Source organism: Mucilaginibacter pedocola (genome assembly GCF_002013915.1).
Lineage (GTDB): Bacteria > Bacteroidota > Bacteroidia > Sphingobacteriales > Sphingobacteriaceae > Mucilaginibacter > Mucilaginibacter pedocola.
The window spans coordinates 520422-533925 of the sequence record NZ_MBTF01000023.1 but is presented as its reverse complement, the minus strand read 5'-3'; the positions used below and the strand labels follow the sequence as shown (position 1 = coordinate 533925).

12 protein-coding genes are annotated in these 13504 nt (G+C 45.9%); 3 read left to right on the top strand and 9 right to left on the bottom strand.

Going from position 1 to position 13504, the window contains the following annotated elements; genetic code table 11:
- Positions 1 to 50 precede the first annotated feature (50 nt).
- On the top strand, positions 51 to 452 hold the full coding sequence (locus BC343_RS19890) for a hypothetical protein (protein ID WP_078349542.1): 402 nt from the start codon (positions 51 to 53) through the stop codon (positions 450 to 452).
- A gap of 197 nt (positions 453 to 649) precedes the next feature.
- Here BC343_RS19890 and BC343_RS19885 read toward each other — a convergent pair whose 3' ends face one another.
- From BC343_RS19885 to BC343_RS19865, 5 genes are all read right to left on the bottom strand, one after another.
- Entirely contained in the window at positions 650 to 1462 is an 813-nt protein-coding gene (locus tag BC343_RS19885) for an enoyl-ACP reductase FabI (RefSeq protein ID WP_078349541.1), read from the bottom strand.
- 497 nt (positions 1463 to 1959) lie between these two features.
- Positions 1960 to 2448, bottom strand: a complete 489-nt coding sequence (locus tag BC343_RS19880) for a hypothetical protein (RefSeq protein WP_078349540.1) — start codon at positions 2446 to 2448, stop codon at positions 1960 to 1962.
- A 30-nt stretch (positions 2449 to 2478) separates the two neighbouring features.
- Positions 2479 to 4233 (bottom strand): DNA repair protein RecN, encoded by a 1755-nt coding sequence (gene recN / locus BC343_RS19875; protein ID WP_078349640.1) that lies wholly within the window; start codon positions 4231 to 4233, stop codon positions 2479 to 2481.
- Positions 4234 to 4479: 246 nt separating this feature from the next.
- Positions 4480 to 6564, bottom strand: coding sequence for a M56 family metallopeptidase (locus tag BC343_RS19870; protein ID WP_078349539.1), 2085 nt, complete (start codon positions 6562 to 6564; stop codon positions 4480 to 4482).
- 119 nt (positions 6565 to 6683) lie between these two features.
- Entirely contained in the window at positions 6684 to 7058 is a 375-nt protein-coding gene (locus tag BC343_RS19865; protein ID WP_078349538.1) for a BlaI/MecI/CopY family transcriptional regulator, read from the bottom strand.
- A 344-nt stretch (positions 7059 to 7402) separates the two neighbouring features.
- On the opposite strand from BC343_RS19865, the gene BC343_RS19860 reads away from it, so the two are divergent.
- Complete coding sequence (locus BC343_RS19860) at positions 7403 to 8176, top strand: MBL fold metallo-hydrolase (RefSeq protein WP_078349537.1); 774 nt, start codon at positions 7403 to 7405, stop codon at positions 8174 to 8176.
- Here the strand turns inward: BC343_RS19860 and BC343_RS19855 are convergent.
- A complete protein-coding gene (locus BC343_RS19855; protein ID WP_078349536.1) occupies positions 8160 to 8582 on the bottom strand; it encodes a response regulator in 423 nt (140 codons plus the stop codon). The genes BC343_RS19860 and BC343_RS19855 overlap by 17 nt on opposite strands.
- 294 nt (positions 8583 to 8876) lie before the next feature.
- Positions 8877 to 9188, bottom strand: a complete 312-nt coding sequence (locus tag BC343_RS19850; RefSeq protein ID WP_078349535.1) for an antibiotic biosynthesis monooxygenase family protein — start codon at positions 9186 to 9188, stop codon at positions 8877 to 8879.
- 163 nt (positions 9189 to 9351) lie between these two features.
- Here BC343_RS19850 and BC343_RS19845 point away from each other — a divergent pair, with 163 nt between their 5' ends.
- Complete coding sequence (locus tag BC343_RS19845; RefSeq protein ID WP_078349534.1) at positions 9352 to 10497, top strand: FAD-dependent oxidoreductase; 1146 nt, start codon at positions 9352 to 9354, stop codon at positions 10495 to 10497.
- A gap of 12 nt (positions 10498 to 10509) precedes the next feature.
- Here BC343_RS19845 and BC343_RS19840 read toward each other — a convergent pair whose 3' ends face one another.
- Positions 10510 to 10911, bottom strand: a complete 402-nt coding sequence (locus BC343_RS19840; RefSeq protein WP_078349533.1) for a DUF5655 domain-containing protein — start codon at positions 10909 to 10911, stop codon at positions 10510 to 10512.
- Between the two features lie 87 nt (positions 10912 to 10998).
- Entirely contained in the window at positions 10999 to 13359 is a 2361-nt protein-coding gene (locus BC343_RS19835) for a PAS domain-containing protein (RefSeq protein WP_078349532.1), read from the bottom strand.
- Positions 13360 to 13504: the final 145 nt, after the last annotated feature.

Sequence of the window (13504 nt, the reverse complement as noted above, 5' to 3'; positions counted from 1 at the left end):
AAACCTTTCCTGTTAAAATTGTTCATACCAATATAAACAGCACAATTATTATGAAACGAATTCTATCTATCCTATGCCTGGCAATCGTTGTATTGACGGCATCATCCTGCCAAAAAGACAACGTAGTAGCGCCTAACAACAACCTTACTATCCTTACCAGCGTGAGCACCAACCAATGGACTACCCTTGATAATGGCAAAACCTGGAAACAATCCATTAACATGCCCGAACTTGATAGCTATGCCAACGATAATGCAGGCGTATTGGTTTACCTATCGTTCACCAATGGTGTATACGAGCAAATACCCGAAGTATTCAATGGCGTAAGCTATAGCTACATTCACGAACGTGGCTTGCTCACTATTTATGCACAAGCTTATGATGGTAACTTAACCACACCCAACCCCGGTAACGGCAACGTTAAAGTTGTATTGATCGACTCTAACCAGTAAGGGCTTCCCCAACTTTCCGCCTAACCCGCGGAAAGTTTCCTCATATATGTTCAGTAAATTTTCAAAAAAGAAAAAGGCACCGGTTGGGTGCCTTTTTTGTTAGCTCCCTCTAAATCTCCTCCACTGGTTAGCGGAGAGACTTTTAGAAGCTCGCATATTTTATCTCCTCCCCTTCAGGGGAGGCCGGGTGGGGCTGATTACTTCTCCATTTGCTCAATAACCGCCTGGGTTACGCCGGTGAACGAGAAACCACCATCGTGGAACAAGTTCTGCATGGTAACCATACGGGTAAGGTCGCTAAACAGGGTTACTACGTAATCTGCGCATTGGTCGGCATCAGCATTGCCAAGCGGGCTCATCTTTTCGGCGTAGTTTACAAAGCCATCAAAGCCTTTTACACCGTTACCTGCAGTAGTGCGGGTTGGCGATTGCGAAATGGTGTTCACACGTACGTGTTTTTTAACACCATACTGGTAACCAAAGTTACGGGCAATGCTTTCCAGGTACGCTTTGTTATCGGCCATATCGTTATAATCAGGGAATACGCGCTGGGCCGCAATGTAAGTTAAGGCCAATACCGAACCCCACTCGTTTATTGCATCCAGTTTCATGGCTGTTTGCAAAACTCGGTGAAAGCTCAGTGCCGAAATATCAAAACCCTTGTGGGTAAAATCGTAGTTGTTTTCGGTATAGTGAATGTTTTTGCGCACGTTAACGCTCATACCTATCGAGTGCAGCACAAAATCAACACCGCCGCCAAAATGCTCCATGCTTTTGGTGAACAGGTTGGTAACATCCTCATTGCTGGTAACATCAGCCGGAATAACAGGGGCATTACATTCTTCCGCCAGTTTATTCAGTTCGCCCATGCGTAAGGCCAGCGGCGAGTTGGTTAAAACTATTTCGGCACCCTCAGCATGGCAACGCTGAGCCACCTTCCAGGCGATAGACTGCTCGTTAAGCGCCCCGAAAATAATTCCTTTTTTACCTTTTAATAAATTGTAAGCCATTGTTTTTGGTTTTTATAATGGGCAAAGGTATAAATTTGTTCGCAGTTTGCGGAGGGCAGTTTGCAGTTGGGTTTTGTGGTAAAGCAACTACAACCCGATTGCTTTAAAATTCTGAATAATTCATCTAATTCTTTTAAAATTCGAGTTCAGAAATTTTTATGGCGTTGCCTTCGGCCCGGGCTATACACTGCAACTCCTCGCCCTTTCCTTCGCTCAGGCCTTCCCGCGGCTGTGGGGTTTCCGCTCCTATCCCTAACGCGAGCATGCGTAAAGATTTGACAACTTTCTAAAAGTTGTCAAATCTCACCCGTATTTTCTGAACCATGATGCGCTTGATTTTAGGATCTCTTGATGAAAACAACTCCCGCTGCCGCGAGATTTAGCGAAAGCGTATCTCGTGGTGGTGCACATCGAAAGCATCCTGCTTTCGACAAATAGCAGCTGAAAGCTGCAACAATGCCATACCACGAGTTAAAAACTCGCGGTAGCGAATCGGCTTAGTTGAGTATCACCTTAATTGTATTATATCCGAGATATTGGTAGGGGACATTAAATGATATGTTTTTGCCTGCCACGGATAGATGCGGGTCCATACCAAAACCTTTCATGTCATCCTTAAAACTGCTTGTTTTTTGGCCAACTTCGCTTTGGAACAGCCTGCCGGCTATTATGTCATAATCATAGGTACTCGTTCCCGCAGGCCGGCCTACCCAATTGTACTTAGGATAAATTTGTATATAGCGCAGCATGCCTTGCTTATCAAACTTTTTCAGTCCTAAAACATACCCATCATCTCCATTTTTGTAAACCAATATACTGCTATCCTGCTTATCGTTGGTATAAACGCTAGCAGGGATGGGTTTACCCAATACTCTTGCAGTACCTGTTGCCCATTTTAGCGCTATGGGGTGGGTGTTATATATCAATATCGCTCCCGCAATGAATATGATCACAATAAGCGAGGGGATGATAATTAACTTGCGCATACTTGCTTATAAATTTAAACAACTATTTATCTACCGCAGGTCCAACTCCCCGCTTAGCGGATTAGGTTGCCCCAACAATTCCCTTGCGTTTTGTAAAGCACTTTCGCCGGGCTTATCGCCGCTTAGCATTTTGGCAATTTCGCGCACGCGTTCTTCGTTGGTTAGTTTTCTTATCTGGGTTTTGGTAACGGCGTCGCTATGGTCTTTAAAAACAAAATAATGGCTTTTGCCTTTACCGGCAATTTGCGGCAGGTGGGTTATGGTAATCACTTGCAGGTTTTGCGCCAGGCGCTCCATCACCTGCCCTACCTTGTTAGCTACTTCGCCGCTTACCCCCGTATCTATCTCATCGAAAATAATAGTTGGCAAAGCAGTGTATTCTGCAATGATAGATTTTATGCTGAGCATCAGCCTGCTCAACTCACCGCCCGATACCACCTTGCTCATATCCGCCAAAGCATGCCCCTTGTTAGCTGAGAAAAGGAAGTGAATGTTATCGGTACCAGTCTTTGTAAGATGGTCCGAAAGTCCGGAAGTCCGAAAGTCCGCAGACGAAGCGTCTTTCCCGACTTGCGGACTTACCGCCTCCCTCACTACCTGATCTATCTCCATCGCCGAATTCCCCATCCCCATTTCTGCCAGGTTATCCAGCACTTTCTTAGTAATAACAGGGATGGCCTTTTTGCGATTGGCAGATAGTTTGGCAGCTAATTTTTCCAGTTCCTGTTTGGCAGCATCTATTTGCTTTTGCAGTTTTTCTACCGCTTCATCACCAAAAACGGCCTGCGCTATCTTCTCAGACAGGTCGGCTTGTATGGCCAATAGTTCGTCGTTAGTGCTTACTCTGTGCTTTTTTTGCAGGTTGTATAACAGGCTCAGGCGGGTGTTCACTTCCTCGGCGCGGGCTTCGTTGGTAAAGGTGCGCTGCTCTATGGTTTCTATTTCGGCGGCAATGTCTTTCAGTTCTATCAATGTGCTCTTGAGGCGCTCGTGTAGTTCTTCAACTTCGGGCGTAAATTTCTCTACCGATGATAATTGCTGCCCGGCCTCGCGGAGTTGTATAATGGCCGATGTTTCGCCCTCGTGCATGAGGTAGTGTGCGCCAAGCAAGTTGCGTTTTATTTCCTCGGCATTGTTTAACGTGTTTAGCTCGCGCTCCAACGCCTCCTGCTCATCGCCGGCAAGGGCTGCCTTATCCAATTCATCAAACTGGAACTGGAAGTAGTCCAGGTCGGCTTTAGCTTTATCGTTTTGTTCGATAAGTTGCTGTAGCTGGGTAAGCGACTTACGGTAAGCCTTATATTTGGTTTGGTACTCGGTAAGCAGTGGCTGATGGTCAGCAACGCCATCAACCACCAATAACTGAAAATCGGGGTCGTTTATTTCCTGTGTGGCATGCTGCGAGTGGATATCGATCAGCTTCTCGCCGAACTGTTTCAGGAGGGTAAGATTTACCGGTGTATCGTTTATAAAAGCGCGGCTTTTGCCATCGCTCGATATTTCGCGGCGCAGAACTGTTTCGTCCTCATGGTCCAGGTCGTGCTCTTCAAAAAAGCTTTTAAGTTTAAAGCCGGTTATTTTAAAAGAGCCTTCTATCACACATTTTTTTTGCTGATTGAAGAAGTATTTGCTCTCGGCACGCTGCCCCAATATCAGCGATAGCGCCCCCAAAATAATGGATTTACCCGCCCCGGTCTCGCCCGTAAGGATGTTTAGGCCCTTATCGAACTTGATCTCGAGGTTATCTATCAGTGCGTAATTTTGTATAGTGAGCTTCTGCAGCATAACAAGCGCTTTCTGTTTTTTTGAAAGCACTAAATTACGAAAAGGATGTTTATCGAAAAGATTTTGCTAAAAAAAATAGCTAATTTCAGTTTGCGGTTTGCGGTGGGCAGTTCCGCAGTTACTATGCTATATGCAATAACGGTTCGCAGTTTACAGAATATGTAGCAGTAAACTGCTTCTACTCTCCGCAAACTGCGAACCGATAACTGGCAACTGCTTACTGCAAACTGCCCACTGCTAACTGCCTTACGGCTTCACCGGCTCCGCGGGCGCTTCTTTAGCGGCTTCTTCTGCGGCTTTACGGGCTTCTTTTATTTCCTTTTTTATACGCTCAGCACTATCATTGCTGTCGTTATCATTGTCGTTATTATTGTTATTGTCGTTATCGTAGTCGAACTTGAAGTTATTATCCCAATTGTAAGCCTTCATTTGCTTGCGGTATTCCTTCATCTTTTTCTCGAAGGCGGGGGTTTTGGTATAGGCCTTTAAGCGTGCTGAAGCTTCTTTCAACTCTTTTTTGGCACGGGCAAGCTCAGGGCTTTTGGTATAGTCGTGCATTTTTTGGCTGAGCTTACGCATCTCTTCCTGCTGCTGCTTCATGGCAGGGTTGTTATAAGCCTTGCGCATGCTATCTCCCATCAGTTTCATTTGGTCGCGCGCGGCCACATAATCTGCAGATTGATAAAAGCTGCGCATTTTTTCGCCCAAGGCGCGCATGGTTTCGCTGTACTGCTGCACATCAGCAGGTATTTTAGTGTGCAACTCGTCCTGGTATTTTTTGTAGTTCTCGTCGCGGCTGTCGTTATAGTCGCTGGTGATGTTGTATTTCTTCCTCAGGGCGTTGTTCATATCTTTAAATGCCGATGAGTTGTAATAATCGCCCATCTTCTTGCCTAATTCGCCCATTTGCTGGCTGTACTTCTCAGCATCGGGGTTGTTGCCGTATTTTTTCGAGAACTCCTCGCCCAGCTTACCCATCTTCTCGCTTAAACTTGTTAGTTCGGGTTTGGCGTAAAAATCGCCTATCTCTTTGCCGCGTTTTTCCAGGTCGGCAGATATAGCCTTAAACTCGGCACTGTTGTAGTATTTGTTTATTACGTCGGCCTGTTTTTGTACGTCGGCGCTCAGGCGGTCAAGCTCGGGGTCGTTAAAATTGTAGTGGATACCTTCGTCGTTTACGTAGGTTTTTGTTTTGTTTGCGGCAACGGCCTTTTTAGCGGGTTTGGCTTTAGCGGCTTTTTTACGGGTAGTATCGGCAAAAAGGGTATTCAGGTTATCAATTACTTCGGCAGGTTTTACTGCTTTTACGGTTACTTTACCGTTCTTAATTTCGGGGTTTAGCCAGGCAATGCTGCTTAAGCTGCCGGCTAAAAGTAATATGGCAAGCACCAGGTGGCGTATATTGCCTATTTTTTGTTGAGTTTTCATGATGCGTTCAATTCTGGTTAGTAAAACATTTTTGTTGGTGCTCGCCGCAAGGGCAAACTGCAGGTTTGCATGCCTGCTTTCTTCTAACTTGAGCAATGCACGGGCGTAAACCAACGGGTTATTGGTGGTTTGCACCACCAGGTCGTCGCAGCAGTTCTCGCGCTCAACGCTTATTAAACGGTTTATTATTTGGGCAAAAGGATTAAAGAACAATAAGGAATTTATTACCTGCTGCAGCAGGTTCACCAAATAATCATTCCGTTTAATATGGGCGAGTTCGTGCAGTAAAATAGCCTCCGTTTCGGCAACGGTGAGGTTAGCAGATAGGGAAATTGGTAAAAGGATAATAGGTTTCAAATACCCCAACATGCAGGGAACATCAACCAACTCGCTAAAATGTACGCGCACATAGCGGCTGATATTAAGTTTGGCTGCAAATTCTTCGGTTAGCCATTGCAATTGGGCGGCAGGCAACAGCGCTTTTTTTATTTGGCGCAGCTTTAGCCGGCAATAGCTCAGTTTAAGCAGGTTCACCACTAAACCTGCTATATAAAGGATAGAAATGTAGGGCAAATAACCTTCAATAACATAGTAATACCTGTCGGCCTGTGCTGTAAAGGGCGATAGCTGGTTAACCAGCCCGGGCTGCTGTACAAAGCCTGCACCTGTTGTATTCACCGGGTGCCAGTTAAAATTACTTGCTTCTTTAAACAAGGTAACCATAAACCAGGCAGCAATACCGAACATGGCTAGTAAAGCCACGTTATATTTTTTAGCGGCAGGCAGCAGCGGCATGGCCCCGAAGGCTATACGCAACAGAAACCAAACCAACAAACCCTGCCACAACGAGTGCAGAATGGCGATACCTAAAACCTGGCTGATGTTATACAACAAGCTTTGCATTTTATGTTATTTAAATTCTAAGATCTAAAACCTAAATTCTAAATGAGGAGAAATTCTAAAAACTAAACGCTAAATCCTAAAGTAAAAAGCGCTAACCTCTAACCTCTATTCTCTAACCTCTATTCTCTACCTTCAAACTGCTTCAAGTAATCTTTAATGGCGTCTATCTCATCCTTAGAGGCGCGATGCTGGCCAAGGGCCTGTATCACCAAGTCGCTGGTAGAGCCCTTGAACACGGTGGATATGATCTTATCCAACGCGCCCTTCTGCGCCTCGCGCTGGGTAATTACCGCTTTGTACAGGTGTGTTTTGGCATTGGTGTTACGCTCTACCAAACCTTTTTCGTGCATTATCTGCATCAGTTTCAGGGTAGTGGTATAACCCGATTCTTTGCTTTTAATGAGTTCTTCGTGCACCTCGCGAACGGTACACTCGCCCTTTTTCCAGATCACCTGTAAAATTTCCAGCTCGCTTTCTGTTGGTTTCAGTTCCATTTTATCCTTATTACGAATCCCTTCGTACAAATATCTACGATAGATTTCGTATATCAAAATTATTTGTGAATATTTTAACAGTTTTTAACATAGCGGCTATTTAACCACAGAGGGCGCGGAGGTTGCACAGAGGTTCGCAGAGAGCCTGTCTTGTGGTTATTTACTCACGCAAAGGCGCTAAGCCGCAAAGAAAAATTAAAACTCTTAAGTCAATTTGCAAAGCTCTGTTCACCTCCGCGTAACCTCTGCGGGCTCCGTGGTTAAATTTCGCCCCCCTCCCATATTCTAATAGACACCCCTTATGACTAAACCGTTACAATTTATAGCCGTATATTTGCGCCACTATGGAAATTTTTGTTTTAGGCGAGGGCTCGTATTCGGTTGATAGTACAAAAAAGTTTATTCCTTTTAACCCGGAAACGGATAATAGAAAAGACCGCCCCGGTTCGTTGTTCATCCATGTGAACCCTTTCCTGCTTAAAACAAGTACCGACCTTATTTTATTAGATGCCGGCCTGGGTTATAAAGATACCCGCGACGAATTATTGCTGCACCAGCACATCCGTAACGCCGGCTTCGACCCGGAGGATGTTACCCTTGTCATCATGAGCCACCTGCATTACGACCACTCAGGCGGCCTGGTGGTTGAGCGCAACGGCAAACTGGAGCCAAGCTTCCCCGATGCCGAGCACATGATCAATAAACAGGAATGGGAATATGCACTAACCGGCGCATCATCATCGTACCATAAAGAGATTTTTGAAGCCCTGAAGGACAAAGTGAAAATGACGCTTGTAGAAGGCAACGGCGAGTTTAGGCCGGGCATTACTTATGAGCCGAGCGCAGGCCATAGCAAATACCACCAGGTGCTTTGGTTTGATCTGGATGGCAGTAAAGTGTTTTTTGGAGGTGATGAATTACCCGAACCCGAGCAACTGATAAGGAAATTTGTGGCCAAATACGATTATGATGGCCACCGTTCGGCAGAATTAAGAATAGAGTACGGCAAAAAAGCTGCTGCAGAAGGTTATACCTGTTTATTTTACCACGCCCGCGCAAATGCTGTAGGTACAGTAAGCTATCAAGACGAACAATTTACGGTTACGCCTCTTCAGTAACCCCGAAAAGTTCCTTTATTTTATCAACGTTAAGCGGTTTAGATATAAAATCTTTCACCAGCGGGTACGAGCGCGCTTTGTTGATATCGTTGCTGAAAACAGATGAGGAAATAATAAAAATCTTGCTTTTGCCAAGCGGATCGAGATTGATGCGCTTGTACTCATCCAAAAACTCCCAGCCATTCATTATCGGCATGTTTATATCCAGCAAAATGTAATCGGGTAGTTTACTTGGGTCTTTCCGTTGGATATCCGCGAGCTGATCGATCGCAAATCTCCCGTTCAGGCAGGCCATGATGTCTGTGTTCGCTAAAGCTTTTTTAATCAGTTTAATAGAGATGAAGTTGTTGATCTCGTCGTCATCAACCAATAAAACGCTCACGGATTTGTTATTATTAGGGCTCATATCTAATCCTTGTACGGAAATAACATTAAAAAAGTTGTACTCCTATAAGTTGTAAACTAAATAAATTCTCGATTGTTTTCAGGCTCGCAAAGTAATTAAAACCTACTGCTGCACAAACCCCACAGTAACCGGCGAAACGTTTATACGCCTAAAACCACATAAAAGTTACACTGAATACTAATTTGGACAATAATTTTGTAAACATCAAAGTACGCAACTGTAAAACAGCAGTATGATAACTCTTTCCGCTTGAAAATAGCAAAAAATAAGGAGGGCGCGAAATTTTATTTTCGCTTAAAAACCGTAATCGCGCTCTACCAGGCAAATGCGTACTTTATAACTTTCGTACCATTTTTCGCGCCCCGTTTTTTGCGCCAGTTGGTGCCTTGCCACGGCCTTCCAGTTTTTGATATCCTCCGGCGTTTTCCAATAAGACACCGTAATGCCGGTTTCGTTACGGGCAGACTCAACTCCTAAAAAACCTTTCTGTTCGGCAGCCAGTTTCACCATTTCGGTAGCCATATCGCCATAGCCATCGTCGACGGACGTACGGATGGAGGTAAATATTACAGCATAGTAAGGTGGTTGTGGGGTTTCAGCTATCATGGCGCGGTTGAATGTGCAGGTATGCAAATGTGCAGATTTCAGATGAAAAGAACAGCAAAGCCGCTATAATGATATATAGGTGTATTTTTCAGCAGATACTTTAAAATATGCGAGGGCTATGGTCGTCTTCAATATTAGGCAGAATGCTAAAATACTTTCGACAATGAACTCAATAGCCAATAAAAAGATAGCCATTATAGGCGGCGGCCCGGGCGGGCTTACACTGGCGCGCCTGTTGCAAATGCACGGTGCCGATGTTAACGTTTATGAACGCGACGCACATAAAGATGCCCGCCCCAAAGGTGCCACGTTAGACCTCCACGAAGAATCGGGCTTGGCAGCCTTAGATGCTGCCGGTTTAATGGATGAATTTTGGGCTAACTACCGCCCAGGCGCCGATGCCTTACGCATTGCAGATAAACACGCCACGTTGGTGTACGATGATAAAGAAACCCCGCGCGAAGACACCATAAGGCCCGAGATCGACCGTGGGCCTCTACAAAATATCCTGCTGGAATCCTTAAAGCCCGGTACCGTAATATGGGATAGCCAATTTGCGGCCATACAGCCGAACGGTAGCGGTTGGGATATTGAATTTAAGAACGGGCAAAAAGTTTACGCCGATATAGCTGTAGCGGCCGATGGCGCTAACTCAAAGCTTCGCCCCTACCTTACGCCTATTAAACCGTTCTATTCTGGAGTTACGGCTATGGAGGGAGCTGTTTATCTTTCGGCTCAAAACAGCCCTAAAATACACGAGTTACTTAACGGCGGTAAAATATTTGCCTTTGGCGATGAGAAGAGCTTGATCGTTAGTTCTAAAGGCGATGGCAGCTTGGTATTTTACCCCGGCTTTAAATGCGCCGAAGACTGGGTGCGCACAAGCGGGATAGATTTTGCAGATAAAGCACAAGTGCTTGCCTGGTTTAAAGCCGAATACGCCGGATGGGCTGACATATGGCAGGAACTTTTTAAAAATGCCACAGGGCCATTTATCCCCCGCTCGCAGTATTGCATGCCGTTAGACCAAACCTGGGAGGCACAGCCTAACCTAACCATCCTTGGCGATGCCGCCCACCTCATGCCTCCTTACGCAGGCGAAGGTGTAAATATGGCGATGTTGGATGCCCTTGAACTGGCGCAGGCTTTATTGAACGAAAATCATCCCGACACACTATCAGCAATTGCCGCCTATGAAAAGCAAATGCGTACACGCGCATCCGAAACTGCAGAAATGACTATGCAATCTACCGAGGCATTGCATTCCGAAGGGGCTATTCAGTTTTTAGTGGAGGTGATAGGGGGATAACTATATGGCGGCTTACAGCAAGTTATAAGAATCCCGTATCCAGCTAAACAGCTTCGGGCGCAACTCACTTACATCACTTAAGCGCACATTGTTTTGGAAACGGGTACCTGCGGCTATACATTTGAAAATAGGCGGGCCTTCCAATTTATCAGCTGAATAAAATTTCAAATCGAGCACTTTTTGCATGGGGCGAATCACGAAGAAGGTTTGCCTATGCACAAAGGTGATGCAGTTAGGTGTGGTGCCTACCAGCACATCGGGCCAATCGGCAACTTCGGCAAGTAGTTTATCGAACAGCAGTACCAACTCCGGCGACTTGCCTTTGAATAAACTATCCAAGCTTACCCGCGCACAGTAGTGGCTTTGGCTTTCGCTTACCAGTTCGCGGCCGCATTTGGGGCAGGTGTAGGGCATGAGGTAAATTTAATATTTATAACGCCTTAAAGCCCGGTGTTGTTGTTTTTTTTCTTTGCGCCTTAGCGCCTTTGCGTGAAAGAAAACCTAAAACACCACGGTAAACTTCGTCCCTACATTGGGTTCGCTTTCTACGGTTATTTTCCCGCCGAAGGTTTCTATCTGCGTTTTGGTCATGAACAGGCCTACGCCTTTACTGTCGTAGCCCTTGTGGAAAATGCTGTTCAACTTAAACATATTCTGACCATGGCGGCGCAGGTCAATCCCCAGGCCGTTATCGCTAAATTCCAGCATCACCCGGCCGTCAACCATTTTAGAGTTAATGGCAATTTCGGGCGCAACATCGGGCTTGCTGTACTTGAGCGAGTTGCTTACCATGTTGTAAAATATACTCTCGAGGTACATTTTGGGGAATTTCATGGTGGCTACGCGCAGGTCGGTAGTGATATGGGCTTTTTTAGCGGCTATCTGGCCTTTCAGCATGGCATCGGTAACGGTTACCATTTCGGGCAGGTAGCACAGATCGTAAGCCATGTTTTGGTTGTTGCGCACCTCCAGCACTTTCATCAACTCGTTCAGCGTTTCGTTGAGGGTAACGCTGCTTTCTTTCAGCATACCTTGCAGACTGGCTTTTTCAGCAGTATCGTCCTCATCGTCTATCATATCCAACAGCAGGCCTATACTACCGGCGGGGCCACGCAGGTTGTGCGCCACAATGCGGTTAAAATCTTCGAACTGGCTTATCTTATTTTCAAGATTCAAAGCACGTTTATACTCATCGATATCCGTACACGAGCCGAACCATTTAACGATCTCGCCCCGCTCGTTCTTCATGGGCAATGCGCGCGACAGGTGCCAACGGTATACCCCATCGGCCTGGCGTTTAAAACGAATCTCCGATTCGTAGGGCGTACCGGTATCCAAACAGTAATTCCATTTTATACTGTCTTTCTCCACGTCTTCGGGATGTAGTATCAGCCCCCAGCCGAAACTGCGGGTTTCCTGCATGTTCAGGCCGGTATAATCGAACCAATAGCGGTTATAATAATCAACGCTGCCATCGGGGTTGCAGGTCCAGATAATTTCGGGTATCGAGTCGGCCAGGAATTTATACTCCTGTATATCCTGTATGGTTTTGTCCTGCTTTTGCACCAGGCTCACTTGTACCTGTAACTCTTCGTTCAGCTTCTTCTCGGTAGCAATGGCGCGGCGCAGGGCAATTTCGCTTCGTTTATAATTATCAATATCCTGAAAAGTGCCGTACAAACGTTTGCAAACACCTTGCTCAAACTCTACGTTACCCAATGCACGCACCCAGGTATCTTTACCTTTGGCGTTGGTAATTTGCAGTTCCAGGCTCCAGGGGAAACCACCGGTTACGGCCTTGTTAATAGCATCGGTAATTTTATCGCGGCTTTCGCCTATCTTATAAAAATCAATAGCAGTGACCAGATCGGGCTCGTATTCGTCGGGCACGCCGTGTATATCTTTGGTTACCGATGTCCAATACAAAGTTTGGCGGTGCAGGTCGAGTTCCCAGCCGCCTACGCGGGCAACACGGTTGGTGCGTTCCAGCATTTCGGTAGTTCGGGCAAGTTCTTTTTCGAGTGTTATTTTCTGGGTAACATCGCGCCCAATACCAAAGATATTGCCTGTTGAAGGTTCGGGGGTCGAGGTCCACTGTATGGTGCGGTAGCTGCCGTCGGCGCTCTTAAAGCGTTGCAAAAAGTTAACCGTGGGCTCGCCCTGCCCCAATTTTTCCAACTGTACTACGGTACGCTCCACATCTTCGGGGTGCACAAAATCAAAAGTCGAGGTATTCAGTAAATGCTCCTCGCTCCAACCTAAAATGCGGGTAAAGGCAGGGTTCACTTTTTTGAAGAAACCGTTCTCGTTCCCTACAAAAACCAAATCGTTTGATAACTGGAAAAGCTTTTCGAAACTGCTTAGCTGTTGCTTCTGCCGGCGTTCTACAATTAAAACTATTACCTCCTGTGCCAGCAACTGCATGGCACGTTTTTGGGCTTTGGTAAGCTCGCGCGGTTCGTTATCTATCACACACAGCGTACCCAGTGCGTAGCCTTGCGGGTCTACCAACGGGTAGCCGGCGTAAAAGCGGATATCAGGTGCGCCGGTCACCAGTACGTTATCGCTAAAGCGCTGGTCAAGCGTAGCATCTGGCACCTCCATGGGGGCGCTATCCATTATGGCATAGCGGCAAAAAGAAATATCGCGGGAAGTCTCCTTTACATCAAGCCCCAGGGCGGATTTGAACCACTGCCGTTTTTCGTCCACAAGCGAAACCAACGAGATAGGCACATTGCAGATGATCGAGGCAAGTTCGGTAATACGATCGAACTCGTACTCGCTCAGTGTGTCTAAGATCTCGTATCGATCTAACGCTTTGAGGCGCTCTTTTTCGTTTAGGGGTACGGGCGAATGGATCACTGGGGCATGTAATAAAATTGGTATTACGAATATATTAAATAAAATGTTGCTTAATGCAATGAAATTCAGTAACTAATATATTTCATTATGAAATTTTGATGAATTTACCCCAAAGAGCCACCAAAATCACATTTCGATGCACTTT